General features: G+C 70.6%; 13 protein-coding genes. 5 read left to right on the forward strand and 8 right to left on the reverse strand.

The genetic code is table 11. The features are described 5' to 3' along the window. Window positions 1–337: GAP family protein (locus MVA01S_RS16330; protein WP_174538945.1), on the forward strand; the 337-nt coding region annotated here is incomplete at its 5' end. Window positions 338–345: 8 nt separating this feature from the next. Here the strand turns inward: MVA01S_RS16330 and pe are convergent. From pe to MVA01S_RS16350, 4 genes are all read right to left on the reverse strand, one after another. Then, entirely contained in the window at window positions 346–1479 is a 1134-nt protein-coding gene (gene pe, locus MVA01S_RS16335; protein WP_003933892.1) for an acyltransferase PE, read from the reverse strand. 106 nt (window positions 1480–1585) lie between these two features. Further along, complete coding sequence (locus MVA01S_RS16340; RefSeq protein WP_003933891.1) at window positions 1586–3313, reverse strand: AMP-binding protein; 1728 nt, start codon at window positions 3311–3313, stop codon at window positions 1586–1588. An 88-nt stretch (window positions 3314–3401) separates the two neighbouring features. Further along, window positions 3402–6392: an MMPL/RND family transporter gene (locus MVA01S_RS16345; protein WP_003933890.1), complete on the reverse strand. Its 2991-nt coding sequence runs from the start codon at window positions 6390–6392 to the stop codon at window positions 3402–3404. Between the two features lie 24 nt (window positions 6393–6416). Then, on the reverse strand, window positions 6417–7838 hold the full coding sequence (locus MVA01S_RS16350) for a condensation domain-containing protein (protein ID WP_003933889.1): 1422 nt from the start codon (window positions 7836–7838) through the stop codon (window positions 6417–6419). Window positions 7839–8072: 234 nt separating this feature from the next. Here MVA01S_RS16350 and MVA01S_RS16355 point away from each other — a divergent pair, with 234 nt between their 5' ends. After that, entirely contained in the window at window positions 8073–19040 is a 10968-nt protein-coding gene (locus MVA01S_RS16355) for a type I polyketide synthase (RefSeq protein WP_060941640.1), read from the forward strand. Window positions 19041–19124: 84 nt separating this feature from the next. Continuing rightward, a complete protein-coding gene (locus tag MVA01S_RS16360; RefSeq protein ID WP_003933950.1) occupies window positions 19125–19916 on the forward strand; it encodes an SDR family oxidoreductase in 792 nt (263 codons plus the stop codon). Here MVA01S_RS16360 and MVA01S_RS16365 read toward each other — a convergent pair. Next, the gene (locus MVA01S_RS16365; RefSeq protein WP_040543255.1) at window positions 19913–21001 is read right to left on the reverse strand and encodes an NAD(P)H-dependent amine dehydrogenase family protein; all 1089 of its coding nucleotides are present in this window, start codon (window positions 20999–21001) and stop codon (window positions 19913–19915) included. The two genes, MVA01S_RS16360 and MVA01S_RS16365, sit on opposite strands and share 4 nt — an antisense overlap. 239 nt (window positions 21002–21240) lie before the next feature. On the opposite strand from MVA01S_RS16365, the gene MVA01S_RS16370 reads away from it, so the two are divergent. Continuing rightward, window positions 21241–23076 carry an acyl-CoA dehydrogenase gene (locus MVA01S_RS16370; RefSeq protein ID WP_003933948.1) on the forward strand — a complete coding sequence of 612 codons (1836 nt, stop codon included), beginning with the start codon at window positions 21241–21243 and terminating at the stop codon, window positions 23074–23076. A 66-nt stretch (window positions 23077–23142) separates the two neighbouring features. On the opposite strand, the gene MVA01S_RS16375 is transcribed toward MVA01S_RS16370, so the two are convergent. From MVA01S_RS16375 to MVA01S_RS16385, 3 genes are all read right to left on the reverse strand, one after another. After that, a complete protein-coding gene (locus MVA01S_RS16375; protein WP_003933947.1) occupies window positions 23143–23418 on the reverse strand; it encodes a hypothetical protein in 276 nt (91 codons plus the stop codon). A 188-nt stretch (window positions 23419–23606) separates the two neighbouring features. After that, window positions 23607–24542, reverse strand: a complete 936-nt coding sequence (locus MVA01S_RS16380) for a TIGR03564 family F420-dependent LLM class oxidoreductase (RefSeq protein WP_003933946.1) — start codon at window positions 24540–24542, stop codon at window positions 23607–23609. Window positions 24543–24685: 143 nt separating this feature from the next. Next, on the reverse strand, window positions 24686–26053 hold the full coding sequence (locus MVA01S_RS16385; protein WP_390176168.1) for an acetyl-CoA C-acetyltransferase: 1368 nt from the start codon (window positions 26051–26053) through the stop codon (window positions 24686–24688). 158 nt (window positions 26054–26211) lie between these two features. Here MVA01S_RS16385 and MVA01S_RS16390 point away from each other — a divergent pair. Further along, the coding region (locus MVA01S_RS16390; protein WP_255251701.1) for an SDR family NAD(P)-dependent oxidoreductase at window positions 26212–26982 on the forward strand (771 nt) is incomplete at its 3' end.

Here is a 26982-nt window from a genome sequence, read left to right on the forward strand (position 1 = left end):
GGCGCGGCAGCTGCTCGACGGCCGGTCGCTGTGGACGGCCGGCGTCGCGGGCCTGGGTCTGGCGCTGCCGTCGGTGGACTACCTGGCCGCGCTCGCCCTGATCGTCGCGTCCGGCGCGGCCGCCGGGGTGCAGTTCGGCGCGCTGATCCTGTTCAACGTGGTCGCATTCGCGCTCGTGGAGATTCCGTTGCTGTGCTACCTGGTGGCTCCGGAGCGCACCCGCGCGGCGCTGTCGGGGCTGTACGAGTGGGTGCGGGCGCAGGGCCGCCGCGGGGTGTCGCTGCTGCTGGCCGCGGTGGGCTGCGTGCTGCTCGCGGTCGGGTTCGCCGGGCTGTAGCGGGCGGGTTACGGCGGGTTGTTCAGCACGTACTGCAACCCGGAAAGCAACTGCGACACCGGGTCCGCCTCACCGCCGAACGCGGCCTGGGTGGCGGGCGCGGTGACCTCGGCAGGGTCGTAGCCGTTCACCGGGTCGACGGTGATCGGCGCGGTCAGCGGGTCGTCGTGGCGCGAGTAGCCGGCGTCCACATACGGTTTGAGCACCCGGTCGAGCTCGATCAGCGTCTCTTGGTCCACCCCGAGGTACTTGAACGGCAGCACCAGCGGCAGGTGCTCCTCGGGGATCAGGTACGTCGTGGTCTTCGCGCCCCTGGAGTTGACGGTGGTCCGGATGTTCTGCGGCGGCACCATGCTCGGCTCGGTGAACGCCACCGCGGTGTGGCCGGTGGCCAGACCCACGATCGCGTTGGCGACCGAGATCCAATTGTCCGGCCGGTCCGGCCAGTCGGCGATGCTGTCGTAGGCCGAGACGAACTGGTAGGTGTCGTACTGACTTTCGACCGGCGGCGGGATCCGGTAGTCCAGCGACGGGACGACGCTGCCGACCGGGAACACCTGGGTCAGAAAGCTCTCGCCGAACGCGTGCCGGGCCACCGGGTCGCCGTACATCGCGAAGCTCAGCTGGTCCGGCGGCGGGGCGGCCGGGTCGTAGGCCAGCCGGGCCTGAACGTCGTTGAGCACCATCGCGCCCTCGGACAGGCCGATCGCGGTGCCGGGGCCACCCTCCCGGATCGCCTTGATGGTGTCGGGTGAGCCGACGTCGACCGACTCGCCGACGCTGGGTCCGTCGATGCCCAGGCCGGGGAACGAGTCGTCGAGCCTGCCGATGCCCGGGAACAGCCGTTCCAGGGTGTGGCCCTGGACCTGCCCGGCCGGGTAGTCGACGATCTGCCGGTCCAGCCCCGGGAACCAGTCCGCGCCGGTGCGCATGATGTATTCGTCGTACGGGATGCCGAGCACGTGCGCGCCGCCGAGCGCGTAGGCACGGCCCGGCGTGCCGATCGGCGGACCGTCGGTGTTGGCCGGGGGTACGGGCGGGACGGGCGGTGCGATGTCGTCGGCGGCGGCGACGCCGAACCCGAGACAGCCCGCGGCGCCCAGTGTCGTCAGCGCAGTGCCGAACGCGACCAGCCGCTTCATGCTCTCCCCTGCCCGCTCGACTGCACTGCTGCGAACCTTACCCGTTCGGTCGCCCGCCGGAGTGAAACCCGAACCCGCGCACCGGTAGCGGTCGCGGTGGGGATACTCAGGCGTCCAGCCGGTCGAACTGGTCCTGCCGGTACTGCTCGGCGCACGCGGCGCGGCGGATCTTGCCGCTCGTCGTGGTCGGGATCGACCCCGACGGCACCAGCACCAGATCGGCGACACTCAAGCCGTGCGCGTTGGAGATCGCCGCGGTGACCTCGCTCTTGACCTCGCCGAGCCGGCGCGTCGCGTGCTCGTCGGGCGCCCCCGGCGGTTTCAGTTCGATCACCGTGACCAACTCCTCGGTGCTGCGCACCGGCACCGCGATCGCGGCCACCCGGCCGCGCGTGATCGCCTGCACCGTGGCCTCGATGTCCTCGGGGTAGTGGTTGCGTCCACGGATGATCAGCAGGTCCTTGATCCGGCCGACGATGAACAGGCCGCCGTCGTGCACGAAGCCCAGATCCCCGGTGCGCAGCCAGGGCCCGGCCGCGGTGCCGGGTGACGGCTCGACCAGCGTCGCGCCGAAAGTCTCCTGTTCGCCAGGTGATTTGCGCCAGTAGCCGTCGGCGACGTTGTCGCCGTGCACCCAGATCTCGCCGATCGAGTCGGGCGGGCACTCACGGCAGGTGACGGTGTCGACGATCCGCAGCGACGGAGCGTCGGGCACCCGGTACTTGACCAGCGCGGTGACCGTCCCGGCGGCCGCGCCCCGCGCGGGTGCGCACGGCCGGACCCGGCCCTGCCCCAGTTCGGCGGCGTCGAAGTAGGCCGCCGGCTCGGCCTCGCTCCAGGTGCTCGTCGCGACGAACACCGTCGCCTCGGCCAGCCCGTAGGCGGGCCGCATCATGTGATCGCGGAAGTTGAAGTGCGCGAAGCGATCCACGAAACGGTGCAGGGTCGCCGGGGCGACCCGCTCGGCGCCGCTGATGATGCCCACCACGTCGCCGAGGTCCAGTCCGGCCAGATCGTCGTCGCTGGTTTTCCGGGCGGCCAGGTCGAACGCGAAGTTCGGCGCCGACGACCACGCGTGCGGGTTCTCCGCCAGCGCACGCATCCACCGGGCCGGTCGCTCCAGGAACGCGACCGGGCTGGTCAGCTGCGCGCGCCGGCCGCACAGGATCGGCGCGCACACGCCCAGCACCAGACCCATGTCGTGGTAGAAGGGCAGCCACGACACCAGCGTCGCCTCCGGCGGCAGCGGGGACTCGGCGAAGAAGCTGCGCATCAACTGCTCGAAGTTCACCGTGAGATTGCGGTGCGAGATCATCACGCCGGTCGGCCTGCGGGTCGAGCCGGAGCTGTACTGCAGGTAGGCGATCTCCGGGATGTCCACCGGGGCAAGCGTTTCCGTGCCCGGCGCGTCCAAGTCGAGGGTGTCGATCGTGATCATCTGCGGCGTGGTGTCCAGCTGCGACCGGGCCAGGTGGTCCTCGACGTCCCCGGCGACCGCCGACGTGGTGAGCACGACGGCCGGTTCGGTGTCGGCGAGGATCGGGGCGAGCCGGTCCAGTCCGGAACCGCGGGGCGGCAACGGCAACGGCACCGCGACGAGCCCGGCCTGCATGGCGCCCAGGAACGCCAGGATGTACTCCAGGCCCTGCGGGGCCAGGATCACCGCGCGGTCACCGACGTTGCCGTGCTGCCGGATCCGCGCCGCCACGGCCATGGTCCGGCGGGCCAGTTGCGACCACGTCAGGCTCTCGGCGACGCCGGCCGGGTCGAGCAGGTAGTCGGTGAACGTGAACGCGGTGTCGTCGGGCCGCATCCCGGCACGGCCGTGCAGCATCGACAGGATGCTCGAGGAGGGGGGCGTCGACGAAGAGGAAGACGTCACGACGGGTCCGCGGCCGGCACGTGTCGTAGTTTCACACACCTCACCCATGAGCGCCGACCCGGTCCGGGCGGGGTTCGGTCACCTTCGACGGCCACCAGTTCGCGCGCCCGACCAGCGCGGCGATCGCCGGCACCGTGATGGTGCGGACGACGAAGGTGTCCAACAGGATTCCCACCCCGATCACGAAACCGCCCTGGATCACGATGCCGATGCTGGCGAACAGCAGCCCGGCCATCGACGCGGCGAAGATCAGGCCCGCGGCGGTGATCACCCCGCCGGTGGAACTCAGGGTGCGGATCACCCCGTACCGCACGCTGTGCGGAGACTCGTCGCGCAGCCGGGACACGAACAGCATGTTGTAGTCGGCGCCGACCGCGACCAGCACCACGAACGCCAACGGCGGCACGCTCCAGTGCAATTCCTGGCCGAGCAGCATCTGGAACACCAACACCCCGATGCCGATCGCGGCGAAGTAGGACAGCACCACCGAACCGACGAGGTACAGCGGGGCGATCACCGACCTCAGCAGCAGCGCCAGCGTCAACAGCACCACGATGAGCGTGACGATGATGATGAACCGGATGTCGCGTTCGTAGTAGTCGCGGGTGTCGCGCAGCGAGGCCGGGAACCCGCCCATCGAAATCGTCGCCTCGGCCAGCGTGGTGTTCGGCTGGGCCCCTTCGGCGATGTCGGCGATGGTGTTGACCTGGTCCATCGCCTCGGGGCTGAACGGGTTCAGCTTGGTCTGCACCAGGTACCGCACGGAGTGGCCGTCCGGCGAGATGAACGCCTCGGCGGCCTTCTGGAACTCGACTGCGCCCAGCACCTCGGCCGGGATGTTGAACCCGGCCATCGACGACGCCGCCGCGTCGTTGCGCATGGTCAACAGGAACGTCGAGGCCTGGTCGAGCCCGGCGGCCATCACCTTGATCTGCTCGACGAGTTCGTCGACCCCGCCCGCGACCTGGCGGCTGCCGCCGGCCAGCCGGTCGGCGCCCTGCCGGACATCACGCAGACCGGCCTGCGCACCGCCCGGGGAATCCAGGCCCAGGTCGTCGACGGCCTTGACGATGTCGGTCACCGCCGCGTTCAACGTCTTCACCGTCTGGTTCAGCGACTGCGTGTCGTTGACCCCCTCCAGGTCGCCGGCCAGGGTGTTGATCCGCTCCAGCCGTCCGTCCTCGCGCGCGTCCATCAGCCGCTCGAACTGCATCCGGGTGTTCACGCAGGACGGGTTCGCGTCGCAGACCGCGTTGCCGTGCAATGCCGTCAGGACCGGGCCGATCCAGCCGAACATGTCCCGGACCGCGCGAAAGTTGATGCCCATCGACAGGCCGAGCTCGTTGACGCTCTGCACCAGCTTGGCCGCGGTCTCGACGTCGCGCACCAGTCTGTCTCCGCCGTACTCGACGCGCACCCTGGTGACCGCGTCGAGCAGGGTCTGCAGACTCGGCGCGATCTCGTTGACCTTGACGCGCACGTCGCCGAGCGTGTCGGCCAGGGTCGTGGCGCCGTCGGCGAGCGTGTCCAGATCCTCGGTGCGCTCGCCGATCTGGGCGGACCCGGCGGCCAACCGGTCACCGACGATGCCGGCCTGGAAGGTGGCCCGGAACTCCGCGGGCACCTCGCCCAGCGGCCTGGTCACCCCGCTGACCAGTGCGATGTCCGGAAGCTGCGCGATGCGCGAGGCCATCTGCTCCAGATCCGCCAGTGCCTGCGGGCTGCGCAGGTCGCGCGGCGACTGCACCAGGATGTACTGCGGGATCGACTGGCTGATGGGGAAATGCCGCTCCAGCGCGGCATAACCCACCGAACTCGGCGCCGACGCCGAGACGGCCTTGCGGTCGTCGTAGTTGAACTGCGCGAAGATCGCGCAGCCGGCCAGCAGCAGCAGCACCAGCACGCTGGCCACCAGATGGGGCACCGGCCGGCGCACGATGCGGATGCCCGACCGCCGCCAGAACCGGGAGGTCAGTTCGCGGCGCGGCTTGACCCAGCCGCGCGGTCCCGCGAGCACCAGGATCGCGGGCAGCAGCGTCATCCCGGCCAGGTAGGCGACGCCGATGCCGATCGCCGCGGACACCCCGATCGTCTTGAACACGCCCATCTCGGCGAAGTTCATGACGAGGAACGTGATGCCCACGGTGGCCGCGGACGCGGTGATGACCTTGCCGATCGAGATGATCGCCGACTTCACCGCCCGGTCGAAGTCCGCGCCTGCGCGGAGATAGTCGTGGTAGCGGCTGATCATGAACACCGCGTAATCGGTTCCGGCACCGGCCATGATCGCGCTGAGGAACACGATGGACTGGTTGGAGACACCCGCGCCGGTCAGCTGCGAGTAGGCGGCCACCACACCCTGGGCGATGAGCAGCCCCGAGCCGATGGTGACCAGCGGCAGCAGCATGGTCACCGCGCTGCGGTAGACCAGCAGCAGCACGCCGAGCACCAGCACCGCGATCGCGATCTCGATGGGCAGGCGGTCCTGCTCACCGGCGACGGTGAGGTCGGCGACGGTGGCCGCCGGCCCGGTCAGATACACCTGCAGCGGCCCGTCGCCGACGTTGTGCTTGACGACGTCGGCGACCCGGTTGAAGGAGTCGAAGGCCCGCGGAGTGCCCAGCTCGCCCTCCAGGCTGACCGGTAGCACCCAGGTGGTCTTGTCCTCGCTGGTCAGGAACTGCCGTAGCTGCGGGGTGCTGACGAAGTCCTGCACCGACACCACGTCGGTGACGTTGTCGCGCAACGCGTCCACCACGTCGCGGTAGGTCACCTCGTCGGCCGGCCGCAGACCGCCCTCGTTGATGAACGCGACGACGAGCAGGTTGTCCGACCCCGGTTCCTGGAACGCCTCGGCCATCCTGGTCGCCGTCACACTCGACGGCGCATCGGCGGGCAGGATGACCAGCGGATGCTTCTCCGCCATCTCGCCGAGGGACGGGAACGACAACGGAAGGGCGAGCGCCAGCGCCACCCAGACGCCGATCACCGCCCAGGGCCACCGCACCACCACATCGGCTAGCCGTCGCATATCGCCCTCACCCCCGCCGCCACGTTATGCGACGCGGCCCCAATTCCCGGTGTCGGCGACCTGTGCGGACACGGTCCTCATCGCCGACATGTAGCGGGCCACCGACTTTGCGGCGACCGGATTGTCCGGATGCATGATCGCCATCGCGGTGCCTTCGCCGTACCGGAAGATGTACACGGTGAGCTGATACGAGAACCGGCCGTCCGGATAGATGCCGATGTTGTTGGCCAGCCCCATGTCGGCGGCGGCGAGGATCGCGTTGAGCGGGGCGGCGCCGCCGTGCAGGAAGTTCGACACCGGGAAGTTCGGCTGCGGCCATTTCAGCCAGGGCGCCAGTTCCAGCACCCGGTAGTACGGCACCTTGGCCATGTTCAGGTTCGAGTCGAACGCGGTCTGCGCCGCCCCGGCGGCCTCGGCGAACGACGCCGCACCGATCGGGATGGTGATCGGGATCAGCCCGGTGAACCAGCCCTGGGTCATGAAATTGTCGCCGGCGGCGCGCGAATCCCGCGGTGTCAGGCCGTAGTACGTCAGCGCTCCGGTCAGCTCGTGCTCCACCTGGGCCATGCACGCGAACAGGCCGCCGACGAACCGGGTGCCCGCCGCGGCGCAGGCGGCGTCGAAACGTTCCGTCTGCGCGGTGTCCAGCAGCATCTCGGAGGCCATGTCGCTGCGCGTGGCCTCGTGCGGGTTGCCCAGCGGAAGCGGGAACTCGGGGAAGCCACCGCTGTTGTTCTCGGCGAAGTCGATCCAGGCCTGTACCTCCGGCGACTCCGCGGTCAGGGCCGCGGTGTGCGCGCGTTCGCGCACACAGAAGTCGTCGAAGCTGCCCGCGTCGGGAAGCATCAGCGCCTGCCCGCCTCCGCTCAGCGCCGAGTACATGCCGTTGGCCTCCAGCATCGTGGTGCCGATCAGCGTGGCGTCGCCGTGCACGTGGTCCATCGCGGCGAAGAAGGTGAAGTGGTCGTCGTTCTGGATGACCCCGAACGTGAAGCAACCCCACTCCAGCGGGCTCGGGATGTCCACCACGTGCGCGCGGATCTGCTCGACCGTCAGGGTGCCGTGGTCGACCGGCACGAACTCGATGTCGGCCGGGTCCTGCAGCGCGTGCCGGACGAACCCGCCGTCCTCGCCCTGGGCAAACCAGCTGCGGAAGGTGTCGTGCCGGCGAAGGTAGGCGTTCACCGCGTGATCCATCGCCGCGACGTCGCAGTGACCGGGCACCTCGCAGCTGGCGATGATCTGCCGGGAGAAGGTCAGACCTGCGGCGGTCCGCTCGCAGAAATTGCGGAGATGCTGGCCCTGCATGTAGCTGACCGGAACCGGGCTGAGCGGCGCCCGGCGCGCCTTGTCGACCGCCTCCGCCGTCGGATGCCACGACGTCACCGCGCCCGGGCTGAGCGACCATTCGTCAAGTGCGCCAACCGTGATCTTGCCGATGCGCAAAACCTGACCCTCCGAACTTCTCCGCCGTACCGCTCCCGGGAGGGCGGCATCGGCCATTGCCGGAACAACATATCCCGGGACGGGCCGCTGTTGCCGCGCGTCGCCGATATCCCCTGCCGGCAACACCACACGCAGCGGTGCCCCGTGCCATAGTGTCCGTCGGGGGAAGTGGATCATCAGGCGCGACAGTTGTCCCGCGGGGTCACGTCCCCGTCGAGGCAAGGAGGTCACCGCATGGGATCCGGCGAGCAACCGAACGGACCGGCCCCGCGGTTCGCGATCATCGGCTATGCCGCACGGTTCCCGGGCGCTCCGGATGCCGACAGCTACTGGGAGGTGCTGCGCGAGGGCCGCGACGCGATCTCCGAGGTGCCCGCCGACCGGTGGGACGTCGACGATTTCTTCGACCCGGAACCGGGGGTGCCCGGCAAGGTGGTCACCCGCCGCGCCGGATTCGTCGACGACGTGAGCGGCTTCGACGCGCCGTTCTTCGGCATGTCGACCCGCGAGGTCCGATTGATGGACCCGCAGCACCGCCTGCTGCTGGAGACGGCGTGGCGCGCCGTGGAGCATTCCGGCACCTCGCCGACCTCGCTGGCCAACAGCAACACCGGCGTCTTCGTCGGCCTGGCCACCCACGACTACCTCGGGATGGCGTCCGACGAGCTGACCTATCCCGAGATCGAGGCCTACATGGCCATCGGGACGTCCAGCGCGGCCGCGGCGGGCCGGATCAGTTACCGGCTGGGCCTGCAGGGCCCCGCGGTCGCCGTGGACACCGCGTGCAGCTCGTCGCTGGTGGCCATCCACCAGGCGTGTCAGGCGCTGCAACTGGGCGAGTGCGACATGGCGCTGGCCGGCGGCGCCAACGTGCTGCTCACCCCGGCGACGATGATCACGTTCTCCAGCGCGCACATGCTCGCACCGGACGGGCGGTGCAAGACGTTCGACGCGGCCGCCGACGGCTACGTGCGCGGTGAGGGATGCGGTGTCATCGTGATCAAGCGGCTCGAGGACGCGGTCGCCGACGGAGACCGGATCCGGGCCGTGATCCGCGGCAGCGCGGTCAACCAGGACGGCGCGTCGGGTGGGTTGACGGTACCCAACGGTGTTGCCCAGCAGCAGGTTATCGCCGATGCGCTGCGCCGGGCCGGTGTCGAACCAGCCGACGTCGGTTACCTGGAGGCGCACGGCACCGGGACCTCGCTGGGCGACCCGATCGAGGTTCAGGCCGCGGGCGCGGTGCTCGGCGCCGGACGCGAACCCGGACGGCCGCTGCTGATCGGCTCGGCCAAGACGAACATCGGGCACCTGGAGGCGGCGGCCGGTATCGCCGGCGTGCTCAAGGTGGTGCTCGCGCTCGAACACGCGACGCTGCCCAAACACCTCAACTTCGAGAAGCCGTCGCCGCACATCCCGTGGGACCGGCTCGCGGTGCAGGTGGTCGAGGAGACGACGCCCTGGGAGCGCACCGACAGGCCCCGCATCGCCGGCGTCAGCTCGTTCGGGTTCGCCGGGACCAACGCGCACGTCATCCTCGAAGAGGCACCCGATTATCCCGCGGCGCCCACGGGCCAGCCGGGACCGGCGGGGCGGTTCGAGCTCCTGCCGCTGTCGGCGCGCACGCCCGCCGCACTGACGCAGCTGGCCGGCCGGTACCGCGACTGGCTGCACGCCCACCCCGAGGCCACCCTGGCCGACGTGTGTCTGACCGCAGGCGCGGCCCGGGCCCACCTCGAGCACCGCGCTGCGGTGGTCGCCGACACCCGGGAATCGGCGGTCGAGCTGCTCGGGGCGCTGGCCGACGACCGCCCGGCCCCCGGCCTGGTCCGCGGCGAATCCTACGAGGCGCCCAAGACCGCGTGGCTGTTCACCGGTCAGGGCAGCCAGTATCCCGGCATGGCCCGCGAGCTGTTCGACACCGAGCCCGTGTTCGCCGACACTGTGCGCCGGTGCGCCGACGCGATCGCCGACGTGCTCGAAAAGCCGCTGCTGGACGTGATATTCGACGTCGACGGCCCGGACGCCGACGAGACCCTGCGGCAGACCGCGTACGCACAGCCCGCGCTGTTCGCCGTGGAGATGGGCCTGGCCCGGTTGTGGCAGTCCTGGGGTTTCGAACCCGACGTGGTGCTCGGCCACAGCGTCGGCCAGTACTCCGCGGCGTGCGTCGCGGGGGTGTTCAGCCTCACCGACGGGGCCCGGCTGATGGCCGAGCGCGGCCGGCTGTTCGGCAGCCTGCCTGCGGGCGGGCGGATGGTCGCGGTGTTCACCGCCGCCGAACGGGCCGAAGCGGTCGCCGACGACTTCCCGAGCCTGTCGGTCGCCGCCTACAACGGCACCAACACCGTATTGTCCGGTCCGGCAGCCGATCTGGAGCGCGCAGTGACGGTGCTCGCGGCCGACGGCGTGCGCTGCGACTGGCTGGACACCAGCCACGCGTTCCACTCGGCGCTGCTGGACCCGATCCTCGACGAATTCGAGGCCTACGCACAGCAGTTCACGTTCGCCGCCCCGCAACGGATCCTGGTCGACAACCGCACCGGCGCCGCACTGGGCCGCAGCGTGAAGCTCGACGGCCCCTACTGGCGCAGGCACGCCCGCCAACCGGTGGAGTTCGCCAAGAGCGTGCAGACCCTGGCCCAGTTGAACTGCAAGCTGCTGCTGGAGATCGGGCCCCGTCCGGTGCTGACCGCCGCCGCACTCGGGGCGTGGCCCGGCCCGGCCGACACCCCCCGGGTGGTCGCCTCGCTGCGCCGCAACATCGCCGACCACCGCCAGATCACCGAGGCGCTCGCCGACGCGTACGTGCTGGGCCACGTCCCGGATTTCACCGCGCTGCGGCGGACGCACGCACGCAAGCTCGACCTGCCGACCTACCCGTTCGAGCACCGCCAGTACTGGTTCTCCGACCACCGCGACCGTAGCGCGTCGCCACAGCCGGCGGCCGCCCGCACCGAGGCCGTCCGACTCCTGGAGGACGGCCGGATCGAAGAGCTCGCCACGCTGCTGGACGGCCCGGGGCTCGACGCGAACACCCTGGACGTGTTGAACAGGCTTGCTGCACAACACAATCAGCAGCGCGCCGGCCAGTCGGTGGCCGGTGACCGCTACCAGATCCGATGGGAGCAGAGCGCTGCCACACCCGCCCGGTCCGCCACCGGCTGGATCGTGGTCGGCGACGACAGCGATGCGGTGCGCCCGCTGCTCGACGTGCTGTCCGCCCACGGGCACCGCCACCAGATGGTCGGGCTGCCGATGTCGGAGGCGGACGAGATCAAACTCGCCGACGCGCTGCGCGCCGCGGCCACCGACGATCCGGAGCTGCGCATCCTGCACGTCGCCGCGCTGGACTCCGACACCGCGCCGTCGATGCGGTCGCTGCTGCGGATGCAGCACCGCATCCTGGGCGGCACCCGCAGGCTGTTCCGCGCCGCGGCCGCCGCACAACTGCGCACCCCGATCTGGCTGGTGACGCGGGGCGCGCAGCGTGTCGTCGACTCCGACACCGTCGCACCGGATCAGAGCGCGCTGTGGGGATTCGGCCGGGCCGCGGCGCTGGAACTCCCGCACCTGTGGGGCGGGCTGGTTGATCTGGCCGGATGCACCACCGAGGAATGGACCGGACTGCTCGACCGACTGGCCGCGCCGGACTCGGCGGTCCGGGAAGACCAGATGGCGCTGCGCGACCGGACCGTCTACGTGCCGCGACTGGTCCGCCGGACCGGGACGCCGAACCTGACTCCGCTGCAATTGCGCAGCGATGCCACGTATCTGGTGACCGGTGGGCTCGGTGCGATCGGGCTGGAGATCGCCGGCCACCTGGCTGCCCACGGTGCCAGGCACCTGGTGCTCACCAGTCGGCGCGCCCCCGGCCAGGCAGCCCAGCAGCGCATCGACGCGCTGCGGGAACAGCACAGTTGCGAGATCCGGGTCTCGGCCACCGACGTCGCCGACGCCCACGCCGTGGCCCGGCTGCTGGCCGAGGTGGCCGCGGAGCTGCCGCCGTTGGCCGGCATCGTGCATGCCGCCGGCGAGATCGGCACCACCGCACTGGCCGAGGTCGACGACGCCGAGGTGGACCGCGTCTTCGCCGGAAAGGTCTGGGGCGCCTGGCATCTGAGCGAGGCAGCGGCCGAGCTGCCACTGGACTTCTTCATCAGCACCTCCTCGATCGCGTCGGTGTGGGGCGGGTACGGCCAGAGCTCCTACGGCGCGGCGAACGCGTTCCTCGACGGAATGTGCTGGCGCCTGCGCGAACTGGGCATCCAGGGATTCAGCGTCAACTTCGGTCCGTGGTCGGCGGGGATGGCCGACGCGCAGTCCCGGGACCGGCTGGCCCAGCGCGGCATCCGGACGCTGTCGCCGGCCGACGCGCTGGCCGGGCTCGCCGACGCGACCACCTCGGCCGACACCGCCCAGACGGTGGTGGCGCGCATCGACTGGGCCCGGTTCCTGCCGCTCTACCAGCAGACGGGACGGCGCGGGCTGCTGGCCGAACTCGACCGCGAGGTGCCCGACACCTCTGCCGCCCCCACCCCGTCCGGCACGACCCCGCTGGTCGACCGGCTCACCGAAGCCCCTGTCCAACAACGCCGGAAACTGCTGACCGACTACCTGCGCGACGCGGTCGCCGAGATCACCCGCGTCGACACAGCCGAAATCCGTGAGGACGCCGGGTTCTTCGACCTCGGCATGGACTCGCTGATGGCCGTCGAGCTGCGCCGGCGGATCGAACAGGGGGTAGGCAAGGAGATTCCCGCCACGCTGGCGATGGATCATCCCCGGCTGTCCGATGTGGCCGACTACCTCCTGGGTGAGGTGCTCGGGCTGGCCGAGCAGGCCGCCCCCGCACGCCCGACGGTGTCGGTGATGACCCGCACCGACGATCCGATCGCGATCGTCGCGGTGTCCTGCCGGTTCCCCGGTGCGCCCGACCCGGAAGCCTTCTGGGAGGTGCTGGCCGGTGGTGTCGACACGATCAGGGAGGTGCCCGAGGACCGGTTCGACATCGACGAGTTCTACGATCCCGACCCCGACGCGCCGGGCAAGACCTACACCCGCTTCGGCGGATTCCTGGACGGCATCGACGGTTTCGACCCCGAGTTCTTCGGCATCTCCCCGCGCGAGGCGGTCTGGATCGAGCCGCAGCAGCGGCTGATGCTCGAAACCGTCTGGGAGGGCCTGGAGAGGGCGGGGTACGCACCGGCCACGCTGCGCGGCAGCCGGACCGGCGTGTTCGTCGGCGTGGCCGCCAACGAGTACGCGCACCTGCTGTCGTCGGAGTCGATCGACAAGATCGAGCCGCACTTCATCACCGGCAATGCGCTCAACGCGATCTCCGGCCGGGTCGCGTTCGCGCTGGGCCTGGAGGGCCCGGCGGTGGCCGTGGACACCGCGTGCAGTTCGGCGCTGGTGTCGGTGCACCAGGCGTGTCAGGCGCTGCAGTCCGGTGACTGTGACATGGCGCTGGCCGGCGGGGTGAACGTGCTGCTGAGCCCGGTGACGGTGGTCGCCGCCTCCCGCGCCCGGATGCTGTCCCCGGTCGGGCGGTGCAAGACCTTCGACGCGTCCGCCGACGGCTACGTCCGCAGCGAAGGCTGCGGCATCCTGGTGCTCAAGCGGTTGAGCGACGCCGAACGCGACGGCGACCGGATCTGTGCGGTCATCCCGGCCAGCGCGGTCAACCAGGACGGCGCCTCCAGCGGCCTGACCGTCCCCAACGGCGGTGCGCAGCAACGGCTCATCGGCACCGCGCTGGCCCGTGCCGGGCTGACCGGCGGCGACGTCGACTACCTGGAGGCGCACGGCACCGGCACCCCGCTGGGCGACCCGATCGAGGTCCAGGCCGCCGCGGCCGCCTACGGAGGCTCCCGCGACGCCGACCGGCCGCTACTGATGGGTTCGGTCAAGAGCAACATCGGCCACCTCGAATCCGCCTCCGGCGCAGCCGGTCTGATCAAGGTGGTGCTGTCCCTGCAGCACGGGATGCTGCCCAAGAGCCTGCACTTCGAGAACCCGTCACCGCACATCCCGTGGGACTCTCTGCCGGTGCGGGTCGTCGACGAGGCAAGGCCGTGGCACCGCGACGGGCGCCCGCGGCGGGCCGGTGTCAGCTCCTTCGGGTTCACCGGCACGAACGCGCACGTGATCGTCGAGGAGGCGCCGGCGCGGCCCGCGCCCGTCACCGACGGGGACGCCGGCACCGAACCGGGCACTGGTGAGCAGCCGGTGCACGTGCTGCCGCTGTCGGCGCGGTCACCGGAAGCGTTGGTGGCGCTCGCGCAGCGCTACCAGGACTGGTTGACCGCCCGGCCCGAGGCCGACCTGGCCCAGGTGTGCCTGACCGCGGGCGCCGGCCGCTCGCACTTAGAGCACCGCGCCGCGCTGGTGGTGGATTCGGTCGACTCGGCCCGCCAGGGCCTGGCCGAGCTCGCCGAGAACCGGTTGCGGCCCGGCGTGCTGCGCGGCGACCAGGTGAACCGTCCCACCACGGCGTGGCTGTTCACCGGACAGGGCAGCCAGTACCCGGGGATGGCGCGCGAATTGTTCGCCACCGAACCGGTTTTCGCCGAGACGGTGACGCGGTGCGCCGAGGCCGTCGAGGACCTGCTTCCGCTGCCGCTGACCGAGGTCGTCTTCGCCACCGACCGCGAGACCGCGGGCAAGGCCGGAGAACGTCTGCGGCACACCGGGTTCGCCCAGCCGGCACTGTTCGCCGTCGAGATGGGCCTGGCACGGCTGTGGCAGTCGTGGGGCGTCGAGCCCGACGTGGTCCTCGGCCACAGCGTGGGTCAGTACGCCGCGGCGTGCGTGGCCGGGGTGTTCGGCCTCGAAGACGGCGCCCGGCTGATGGCCGAGCGCGGCCGGATGTTCGGCAGTCTCCCCGAGGGCGGCCGGATGGTGGCGGTGTTCACCGACGCCAAACTCGTCGAACAACTCGCCGCCGACCAGCCGCGGGTCTCGGTGGCCGCCTACAACGGACCCAACACCGTGCTGTCGGGTCCGGGCGAGGAGCTTGAAGCGCTCGTCGCCCGGTTCGCCGGAGACGGGATCCGCTGCACCTGGCTGGAGACCAGCCACGCCTTCCACTCCGAACTGCTCGATCCGGTGCTCGACGAGTTCGAGGCCTACGCCGGGCAGCTGGGGTACGCGCCGCCGGTCGTGCCGCTGGTGTGCAACCGCACCGGGGCGGTGCTGACCGCCCAGACCCCGCTCGACGCCGCGTACTGGCGCAAACATTCGCGCCAACCCGTGCAGTTTGCCGAGAGCGTCCGCACGGTGGCCGCGCTCGGTTGCACGGTGCTGATGGAAATCGGGCCGCAGCCGGTGCTCACGGGGGCCGCGGTGCAGGTCTGGCCGGAACACCTGGCAGCCCCGCGGGCGATCGTGTCGCTCCGCAAGGGCATCGATGACCGGCGCCAGATCGCCGACGCGCTGGCCGGGGCCTACGTCGGCGGCCACCGGCCCGACTTCGCCGCGCTGCACGCCCACCCGGGAAGCCGGTTGGTCCTGCCCACCTATCCGTTCCAGCGCCGCCGGTTCTGGCCCAAGACCTCCGGCATGGCGATGGACGGCGGGATGGGCTCGACCGGGCCCACCTCCGGCATCCTCGGCGGCGGCAAGGACCTGGCCTCCGGCGAGGTCGTCTACACCAGCAGGCTGTCCGTCAAGTCGCAGCCGTGGCTGGCCGACCACGTCATCTACGGCACCGTCGTGGTGCCCGGTGCGACGTACGCGGCGATGGCGCTGGCCGCGGTCGGTACCCCGGCGCACGCCGACGACGTCTTCTTCTACGAGCCGATCATCTTGCCCGAGAAGAGTTCCCGCGAAGTGCAGCTGACGCTGCGGCCGCTGTCCGAAGGCGGCTCGTGGAAGTTCCAGGTGCACAGCCGGCCCTACGGGGTGCGCGACGCCGAATGGGCGCTCAACGCCGAGGGCAGCGTGCTGTCCGGCGCCGGGGACGCCACGGCGGGCTCCGACGAGCCCGTCGACGAGGCGATCGAGCGGCTGGAGCGGATGCGTCCGCAGGACCTGTTCGAGACCTTCGCCGATCTGGAGCTGGTCTGGGGGCCGACCTGGTCGGGCTCGTTGAAGGCGCTGTGGCTCGGCGAGGGCGAGGCGATCGGCGACATCCTCGTCGGCGAGGAACTGGCCGAGCAGCTGGCCACCGAGCCCATGCACCCGGTGCTGATGGACTTGTGCACCGGCGTCGCGTTCCCCGCGTTCCCGGCGCTGCTTGCCGCCGAACAGGGCGTCAACGACCTGTTCCTGCCGCTGCGGTACGGGCAGGTGATGCTGGCGGACAAGATGCCGCGGCGGTTCTACTGCCGGGCACGCTGGCATGCCGCCCCGCTCGACAGCGAAACCCAGGTGTTCGACCTCGATTTCGTCGACCGGGACGGCCGCCTGCTCGGCGGCATCCGCGAGTTCACCGTCAAACGCGCTCCCCGGGAGGCGCTGCTGCGCGGTCTCGGCGGGGACGCCACCCGGCTGCTCTACACGCTGGGCTGGCACGAGGTTCCGGTTGGCGACGACGCAGCGGCGACGCCCGGCGGCACCTGGCTGGTCGCCGGGTTCGACGAGCTGGCTGCCGTCCTGCCCGGCGCGATCCCGGCGCAGCACGGCGACACCGAACCGCTCGGAGCCGTGCTGGCCGACGCGCACGACCGGGGGGTGCCGTTCGCCGGTGTCGTCTGGCGCGCCGACGCGCGCGGCACCTCGGATGCCGAGGTCGCCGTTCGGATCGAGGCCGAGATCGCCCACCTGCTCAGCGCCGTGCACACCGTCCAGGGCGGCTCGGTGAAGCTGCCGGGCGGACTGTGGATCGTCACCGACCGGGGCGTGGCCTGTGAATCCGGCGAGCCGGTCGACCCGGTGCAGGCGGCGCTGTGGGGCTTCGGCCGGACCGCCGCCAACGAGGAGCCCGGGCTGGGCTGCCGGCTGGTGGACTGTGACGACTCACCGGAGGCGGCGCGCATGCTGGCCGGGCTGCTGGCCGCGCCGCCCGACGAGCCGGAAGTCGCACTGCGCCAAGGCAAGATGCTGGCCTCCCGGTTACTGCCGTGGGCGCGCAGCGGGCACCTGACCGTGCCGCGCTCGGCCGACTTCGCGCTGGCGCCCACCGAACGCGGCGCCATCGACAACCTGCGGCTCACCGAGACAGAGGTGGCGCCACCGCCCGAGGGGTATGTGCAGGTCCGGGTGGAGGCCGCGGGCCTGAACTTCCGCGACGTGCTCAACGTCCTGGGCCTGTACCCGGGCGATCCCGGGCCGATCGGCGGCGACTTCGCCGGCACGGTGACGCATCTGGGCGCCGGGGTGGCTGGACTCGATGTCGGGCAACGGGTTTACGGGTTCATGCAGGGTGCGTTCGCCAGCCGGTTCAACGTGCCGGCCCAGCTGCTGGCCCCGATCCCCGACGGGATCAGTGCGGTGGAGGCCGCGACCATCCCGGCCGCGGCGCTGACCACCCGGCTGGCGTTCGACTGGGCGCAGGTCAAACCCGGCGACCGGGTGCTCATCCACGCCGCCAGCGGCGGCGTCGGGCTGGCCGCCATCCAGATGGCCCAGCAGCACGGCGCGACGGTGTTCGCGACCGCGAGCACCTACAAGAGAGCGACGCTGCGCGCGATGGGTGTGCAGTACGTGTACGACTCGCGCACCACCGATTTCGCCGACCAGATCCTGGCCGACACCGACGGTGCGGGCGTGGACGTGGTGCTCAACAGCCTGACCAACGACGGGTTCGTCGACGCGACGGTGCGGGCGACCGCCCGCAACGGCCGGTTCGCCGAGATCGCCAAGCGCGACATCTGGACACCCGAGCAGATGGCGGCTGTCCGTCCCGACATCGCCTACGAGATCGTCGCGCTGGACGTCACCACGCTGCAGGACCCGGAACGCATCCGCAGCCTGCTGACCGAGGTGTCCGACGGCCTCGGCCGGGGCGAGTGGAAGCCGCTGCCTGCCGAGGTCTACCCGCTCACCGAGGCCAGGGCCGCGTTCCGCCGCATGCAGCAGGCCCGCCACATCGGCAAGATCGTCTGCCAGATCCCCGAACCCCTGCAGCCGCGGGCCGACCGCAGCTACCTGATCACCGGCGGGATGGGCGCGATCGGTCTGCACACCGCGGCGTACCTGGCCCACCTCGGCGCCGGGGACATCGTGTTGACGGGCAGGCACGCCCCCGGCGCGGACACCCGGCAGGTGATCGACGAGATCACCGAGCGGCACAAGTGCCGCGTGCACGTGTTCACCGCCGACGTCGGCGACGAGGCCGAGGTCGCCGCGCTGCTGGAACGCATCCGCGCGGAGTTGCCGCCGCTGGCCGGGGTGGCACATCTGGCAGGCGTGCTCGACGACGCGCTGCTGTCCCAGCAGGACCTGGACCGGTTCCGGAAGACGCTCGCGCCCAAGGCATTCGGCGCCGATCATCTGGACCGCCTGACCCGCGACGACGACCTGGACTTCTTCCTGGTGTCCTCGTCGGTGTCCAGCCTGTTCGGCTCCCCGGGTCAGGCCAACTATGCGACGGCCAACGCGTTCCTCGACGGTCTGGTCGCCCGGCGCAGAGCGCAGGGCCTGCCCGCCACCGGGGTGAACTTCGGCCCGTGGGCCAGGGGCGGCATGGCCTCCTCGGAGGCGGCGACGGCCAACATCACCGCCCAGGGCCTGATCCCGCTGGAGCCGTCCGCAGCACTCGGCGCCCTCGCCGAGGTGGTCGCCAACGGCACCGGCCAGGCCGCCGTGATCAAGGCCAACTGGCAGCGCGCGGCCAAGGTGCTGGGCAGCTCGCGGCCGCCGATCCTGGACCTGGTGTTGCCGCGCCCCGAAGGGGAGATCACCGGCGACAGCGAGCTGCTGCGTCAGCTGCAGGAGATCCCGGTGGCTCAGCGTGCCGGGTTCGTGACCGAGTTCCTGCAGCGCGAGGTGCAGAACTTCCTGCGGCTGGCCCAACCGCCTGCGGCGTCGAGCCGCTTCCTGGACCTGGGCACGGACTCGTTGATGGCGATCGAGCTGCGCAACCGGCTGCACAGTCAGTTCGGTGGCGCGTTCACGATCAACGCCACCGCGGTCTTCGACTACCCGACCCTCGGCGGCCTGGCCGAGTACCTGGTGGGCCAGCTGCCCGACGCCGACAGCGACACCGCCCCCACCTCCGACGCCGAGGCCGACCCTGTGCCGGAGGAGGCTGTCTGAGACCTCGGGTGGCCGGGTAGCCTGCCGGACATGCGCGCTGCGTGAATCTCGCGGTGCGGCAGCTGAATTGACCGAGGAGCGGGCATGGCGAAATCAGTGTTCATCACGGGTGCGGCCACCGGGATCGGACGGGCGACGGCACTGTTGTTCGCCCAGCGCGGTTACCTGGTCGGCGGCTACGACATCGACGAGCACGGTCTGCAACTGCTGGCCGCCGACATCGCCGCGGTCGGCGGCAGGTCGGCCGTCGGGCATCTCGACGTCACCGACGCCGACGAGGTCGCGCAGCGGCTCGCCGAGTTCGTCGACGCCGCGGGCGGACGGCTCGACGTGCTGATCAACAACGCGGGGCTGCTGCACGCCGGGCGCTTCGCGGAGATCCCGCTGGCCGCGCATCAGCGGGAGATCGACGTGAACGTCAAGGGTGTGGTCAACGGTCTGCACACCGCGTTCCCGTACCTGAAGAAGACCCCCGGGGCGGTCGTGGTGAACCTGTCGTCGGCGTCGGCGATCTACGGGCAGGCCGAGCTCGCCGACTACAGCGCCACCAAGTTCTTCGTCCGGGCGATCACCGAGGCCCTCGACCTGGAGTGGGCCCGCGACGGGATCCGCGTCATCGACATGTGGCCGCTGTACGTCAACACCGCGATGACCAAGGACATCAAGACCGGGACCACGCAGTCGCTCGGCATCCGGCTGACCGCGCAGGACATCGCGAACGACATCGTCGCCGCCGTCGACGCCGCATGGCCGCGGCGCCTGGTGCACCAGGTCCACTTCCCGGTCGGCGCGCAGGCCAAGGCCCTGGCGCTCGGCTCCCGCTTCTGTCCCGGCTGGCTGACCCGGATGGTGAACAAGGCCCTGGCCGGCAGCTAGGTCCAGCGGGTGGCTTCCACCTCCGGCGGCAGCGGCGGGTGCAGCGGCACGTCGAGCCCGTCGTAGACACCGGGTTTCTGGTCGGCCAGCCAGCTGATCGCGCCGAGCAGCCGGTTGGCGGCGGTGGTGTTGCCGCCGTCGGCGCGGGTGCCGCCCGGCACGTCGGCGCGGGTCACGATCGTCAGCTGCGGGTCCCCGTCGACGATGACGCGGTGATCGCCGACCCCCTGATCGGGTTGGGGCCAGTGCGGTGCACAGCCCGGGTCGATGCGGGTGATGTGCTCGACGACGACGCGCTGCCGGCCGCCGGACCAGCCGACGACGCGGAGAAAGAAGGCGCCCTGCGTGCCCTTCTCGAAGCGGCCCATCACGGTGTCGACGGACTCCTCGAGCGGCAGCCGCTCGACCTCCTCGGTGATCTCGTCGATCTCCAGGCCCAGGCCGCGGCCGATCAGCCGGATGTTGCCGCCCCAGACCATGGTCGGGACGGTCGGCAGCAGCATCATCGGGGTCTCGTCCATCGGGGCGCCGAATCCGCAGGAGACCCGCACCGCGTAGGGCTGGTCGTAGGTCGAGTAGTCGAAGATCTCCTGGCAGGTGATGGTGTCGATGCGGGTACACAGCCCGGCCGCGGTGACCGCGAGCGCATCGTTGGCCCAGCCCGGGTCGACACCGCTGACCAGCAGCGCGGCTCCGCCGTCGGCCGCGGCCGCGGTGAGCCGGTCCAGCCATTCCGGCGGGGCCGAGCGCGGGTCGTAGAGCGAGTACAGCGACGGGGTGACGACGTGGGCGCCCGCGCGCAGGCAGCGCTCGATGTCGGCGAGCGCCTCCTCGGGCCGGATGTCCCCGGAGGCCATGTAGGCGACAGCGTCGCAGCGCGACAGCACCGCGTCCACGTCGGTGCCGGCCACGACCCCGGTCGGCGCGGACAGGCCGGCGAAGGACGCGGCGTCCCGGCCGGCTTTGTCCTCGGAAGACGTCAGGACACCGGTCAGTTCGAGGCCGGGAAAGGCCGTGACGGACCGGATCGCGGTCGACCCCATGTTGCCTGTCCCCCATACCGCCACCGCGGTCGCCGCACGCATCTCGACACCCTAACGGGACCGATAGTGAGCATGATCACAGAGCGGAGAAATCGCAGCTCACGGGTGGGACGGTGAGCGTAAAGGCGCCCCGGCCAACCGCCCGGTTGGTGCAGCTCGGGAAATTGCCCACACTTGCCTTGCGTTGAAGTTACCGGGCGGTATAGTTTCACGCAGTTACTGGTGGGTAACTTAGCCGCAAGTACCCAACCGCAGGTGGCGTTCTCGACGAGGAGGAACCCGTGAGCCATTACAAGAGCAACGTTCGGGACCAGGTGTTCAACCTGTTCGAGGTGATGGGTGTCGACAAGACGCTCGGCCAGGGCAGCTACTCCGACCTGGACGCCGACACCGCCGCCGAGATGCTGGCCGAGATGGCCCGCCTCGCCGAGGGTCCGGTCGCCGCATCGTTCGAGGACGGGGACCGCAATCCGCCCGTCTTCAACCCCAAGACGCACACCGTGACGCTGCCGGAGTCGTTCAAGAAGTCCGTACGCGCCGTACTCGAAGGCGGCTGGGACAAGATCGGCGTCGACGAGGAGCTCGGCGGGACGCCGATGCCGCGCGCGCTGTTCTGGGCCATCCAGGAGCACATCCTGGGCGCCAACCCCGCCGTGTACATGTATGCGATGGGCGCCGGATTCGCCGACATCTTCTACCACCTCGGCACCGAGGAGCAGAAGAAGTGGGCCAAGCTCGCCGCCGACCGTGGCTGGGGCTCGACCATGGTGCTCACCGAGCCGGACGCCGGCTCCGACGTGGGCGCCGGACGCACCAAGGCCGTCCAGCAGCCCGACGGCACGTGGCACATCGACGGCGTGAAGCGGTTCATCACCTCCGCCGACTCCGATGACCTGTTCGAGAACATCATGCATCTGGTGCTGGCCCGCCCCGAGGGCGCAGGCCCGGGCACCAAGGGCCTGTCGCTGTTCTTCGTGCCGAAGTTCCACTTCGATCCCGAGACCGGCGAGCCCGGCGAGCGCAACGGCGTGTTCGTCACCAACGTCGAGCACAAGATGGGCCTGAAGATCTCGGCCACCTGCGAGCTGTCACTCGGCCAGCACGGCGTGCCGGCCGTGGGCTGGCTGGTCGGCGAGGTGCACGAGGGCATCGCGCAGATGTTCGACGTCATCGAGCAGGCCCGGATGATGGTGGGCACCAAGGCCATCGCCACCCTGTCCACCGGTTACCTGAACGCGCTGGAGTACGCCAAGGAGCGGGTCCAGGGCGCCGACATGACGCAGATGACCGACAAGACCGCGCCGCGCGTGTCCATCACGCACCACCCGGACGTGCGTCGCTCGCTGATGACCCAGAAGGCTTACGCCGAAGGCCTGCGCGCGCTGTACCTGTACACCGCCACGCATCAGGACGCCGAGGTCGCCAAGACGCTGTACGGGATCGAGCCCGACCTCGCGGTCAAGGTCAACGACCTGCTGCTGCCGATCGTCAAGGGCGTGGGCTCGGAGCAGGCGTACGCCAAGCTCACCGAGAGCCTGCAGACCCTCGGCGGGTCCGGCTTCCTGCAGGACTACCCGATCGAGCAGTACATCCGCGACGCCAAGATCGACTCGCTGTACGAGGGCACCACGGCCATCCAGGCGCAGGACTTCTTCTTCCGCAAGATCGTCCGCGACAAGGGTGTCGCCCTGGCACACGTCGCCGGCCAGATCGAGCAGTTCGTCAAGGCCGAGGCCGGCAACGGCCGCCTCAAGGCCGAGCGCGCGCTGCTGGCCACCGCGCTGGAGGACGTCCAGGGCATGGCCGCGTCGCTGACCGGATACCTGATGGCCTCGCAGGAAGACCCCAAGAGCATCTACAAGGTGGGCCTGGGCTCGGTGCGCTTCCTGATGAGCGTCGGTGACCTGGTGCTCGGCTGGCTGCTGCAGAAGCAGGCCGCGGTGGCGATCGACAAGCTCGACGCCGGTGCCACCGGCGAGGACCGTGCGTTCTACGAGGGCAAGGTCGCGGTCGCGTCGTTCTTCGCGAAGAACTTCCTGCCGCTGCTGACCAGCACCCGGTCGGTCATCGAGAACCTCGACAACGAGGTCATGGAACTGGACGAAGCGGCTTTCTGATCCCCTTTCCCGCTTCGGCCCCGAGACGCCCCCGGACTCTTCCCGGGGGCTTCTTGCGTTCCGGGGTCATTTCTCGGCGCGCCGACTCCTGGTGACGGCGATTAGACCCGCGGCCAGGAAAGCCAGTGCGACGACGCCCAGCGCGTAGCGGGACCAGCCGAACCGGTCGGCGGCCAGCGCGGCGAAGAACGCGGCGCCGGCGACCATCGCCGCTCCTGAGTACAACCGGGTCTGGCGGGCGCGTTTGGCGGGGTTCGCCTCGCGGGGAACGACAGCCGAGTAGACGAGCAGTCCGAGGAACGCCACGAAGGTGAGAAGCTGCAGAATCCCGAGGACCGTCATGGCCTACTTTGTACCGGGGTCCGGGCACAAAGGGCGGGTTCGGGAGGACTTCTGGGCGCGTCTCATGTGGGTCGCGCGACCGGCTTTCATCCCTTACCGGCTCTTCGATTCAGTCACTCCCGAACCCGTCGTGCCTTCGATGCTACCCCCGGTGTGAGGCGGGTAACAGGGGTTGCCCTCGGCTTTTTTCAGGCCGTCTGCCGGAGGTCGCGGAGCAGCGCGCGTGTGCGGGCCCGCCCGTCGGCCGAGCTGTCGAACACCGCGCCGACATACTCGTCGACGCCTGCTTCCCGCAGTTCGGTGAGCCGGTCGCGCACCGTGGCCTCGTCACCGATGATCGCGGCGTCCTCCGGACCCGCGTAGCCCTCCCGGTCCAGCATCGCGCGGTAGGACGGCAGCGTGCCGTAGACGGCGAACTGTTCGGCGGCCTGCCTGCGCACCCCGTCGACGTCGTCGGTGACGGCCACCGGCAGCGACGCGACGACCCGCACCGCGTCGGGGCGCCCGGCGTCGGCGGCGGCCTGGCGCAGGGTCGGGCTGACGTGGTCGCGCAGCGTCGCGGGTCCGGTCATCCAGGTGCAGGTGCCCTGCGTGCGGCGGCCCGCCACCCGCAGCATCTGCGGGCCCAGCGCGGCGATGTACACCTCGGGTCTCGGCGCACCGGGGATGACCAGCGCGCCGCGGGTGGTCACGGTCTCGCCGGCGGCGTCCGCGGGTTCGCCGGCCAGCAGCGGCAGCAACCCGTCGAGGTACTCGTTGAGCCTGCGCACCGGCCGGTCCCACGGGATGCCCCACATGCCTTCGGTGACCGCCGCGTGCGTCATGCCCAGCCCGAGGAGGAAACGGCCCTGCGAGGCCAGGCTGACGGTCAGGGCGCGCTGGGCCATCTGCATCGGGTGCTGGTTCTGGATCGGCACCACACCGCTGGCCACCTCGATGGTGTCGACCTCGCGCAGCGCGACCGCGAGCACGGTGAGAAGGTCGGGTTCGTAGGGCAACTGGCTGATCCAGACCCGGGCGAAGCCCTCGTCACGGAGCTCGGCGAGGTAGGCCACGGTGGCGTCGATCGCGTTGTCTTGAAAGCCGCTGAGGGCGCTGAGCTGTCCGAACATGCTGATCTGCATGCCCTCAAACTAGGGGCTGAAAGTAAGAGCCCCGTGTTGCCGTCGGGTCGGGGGGTCAGACGGCAACACGGAGCTATCCCCTGTATCGGCGCTGTCTCCAAAGGCGTTACAGCGCCCGGAGAAAGTTTTTCTCAGAAACTTCTCTAGGCCTCCAGGATCGCGGTCACACCCTGCCCACCTGCGGCGCAGACCGAGATCAGGCCGCGCACGGGGCGTCCGGTCTCGGCTTTCTTCTCCGCGAGTTGCTTGGCCAGCTGCGCGACGATGCGACCGCCGGTGGCGGCGAACGGGTGCCCGGCGGCCAGCGACGAGCCGTTGACGTTGAGCTTGGACCGGTCGATGCTGCCGAGGGCGCCGTCGAGGCCGAGCCGCTCCTTGCAGTACTCGTCGGACTCCCACGCCGCCAGCGTCGCCAGCACCACCGACGCGAACGCCTCGTGGATCTCGTAGAAGTCGAAGTCCTGCAACGTCAGGCCGTTGCGGGCCAGCAGCCGCGGCACCGCGTACGTGGGCGCCATCAGCAGGCCGTCGCGGCCGTTGACGTAGTCGACCGCCGCGGTCTGGCCGTCGACGAAGTACGCCAGCACCGGGATCGAGCGCTGCGCGGCCCACTCCTCGGACGCCAGCAGCGCGACCGACGCGCCGTCGGTCAGCGGGGTGGAGTTGCCCGCGGTCATCGTCGCGTCGCCGTTGCGCACCCCGAACACCGGCTTGAGCTTGGCCAGCTTCTCCGGCGACGAGTCCGGCCGCAGGTTGTTGTCGCGGTAGAGCCCGAGGAACGGGGTGACCAGATCGTCGAAGAACCCGCGGTCGTAGGCGGCGGCCATGTTGCGGTGGCTGGCCGCGGCCAGCTCGTCCTGGTCGACGCGCTTGATGCCCATCTCCTTGGCGGTCACCGCCGCGTGCTCCCCCATCGACATGCCGGTGCGCGGCTCGCTGTTGACGGGGATCTCCACGCCCAGCGATGCCGGCAGCTTGCCGACGAGCTTGAGCCGCTCGACGTTGGATCGCGCCCGCCGCAGTCCCAACAGCACCTGGCGGAGGTCGTCACCGAAGGCGATCGGCGCGTCCGAGGCGGTGTCGACACCGCCGGCCGCCGCCACGTCGTATCTCCCCCGCGCGATGCCGTCGGCCGCGGCGATCGCCGCCTGCAGCCCGGTGCCGCAGGCCTGCTGCAGGTCGAATGCGGGCGTGTAGGACGACAGCGAGCTGCCCAGCACGCATTCGCGCATCAGGTTGAAGTCCCGGCTGTGCTTGAGCACGGCACCACCGATGACCGCGTCGAGCTTCTCGCCCTTGAGGTTGAAGCGCTCGGCCAGGCCGTCCAGCACCGCGGTGAACATGTCCTGGTTGGACGCCCTGGCGTAGGCGCCGTCGGAACGGGCGAACGGGATCCGGTTGCCGCCGAGGACGGCCACCCGGCGGGTGGTCCCCGCGGCCGTCCCGGTCCCCGCCGTCTGTGAGGTCGCTGCGGTCTCTGAGGTCGCTGCGGTCTCTGAAGTCTCAGCCACGTCTGTCTCCCGGCTTGCTGATGAGGTGTCGAGGGTCATACTACCCACCGTTCTTACTCTGGAGTAAGTTCGTGATGGATACGACAGTGCTGGGTAACCCCTTCACCGTCGCACTAGAACTACCCAGATCTCCTCCAGGTCATCAGAAAGGCAGCGCCGTGGCTTCCGATCTCCTCTCCCAGGTCGTCAACTCCGGTCCTGGCTCGTTCCTCGCCAAGCAGTTAGGTGTGCCGCAGCCCGAACAGCTGCGCCGCTACCGGCAGGGCGAGCCACCACTGAGCGGTTCACTGCTGATCGGCGGGGCGGGCCGGGTGGTGGAACCGCTGCGCGCCGCGCTGGCCGACGACTACGACGTGGTCTCCGCCAACCTGGGCGGGCGCTGGGCCGACTCGTTCGGCGGCCTGGTCTACGACGCCACCGCGCTCACCGACCCCGCGGACCTCAAGGGGCTCTACGAGTTCTTCACCCCGCTGCTGCGCAATCTCGGCCACTCGGGCCGCGTCGTCGTCATCGGCACCACTCCCGAAGAGACCGCGAGCGTGCACGCCCGCACGGCGCAGCGCGCACTGGAAGGCTTCACCCGCTCGCTGGCCAAGGAACTGCGCAACGGCTCGACCGCAGCCCTGGTGTACCTGTCCGCCGACGCCAAGCCCGCCGCGACCGGCCTGGAGTCGACGCTGCGGTTCCTGCTGTCGGGCAAGTCGGCCTACGTCGACGGCCAGGTGTTCCGGGTCGGCGCCGCCGACGCGACCCCGCCGCCCGACTGGGACCGCCCACTCGACGGCAAGGTCGCGGTCGTGACCGGCGCCGCCCGGGGCATCGGCGCGACGATCGCGGAGGTGTTCGCCCGCGACGGAGCCAAGGTCATCGCGGTCGATGTCGAGCAGGCTGCCGAGCCGCTGTCCGAGGTGGCCACCAAGATCGGCGGG

It is taken from the genome of Mycolicibacterium vaccae NBRC 14118 = CIP 105934 (assembly GCF_001552715.1).
Lineage (GTDB): Bacteria > Actinomycetota > Actinomycetes > Mycobacteriales > Mycobacteriaceae > Mycobacterium > Mycobacterium vaccae.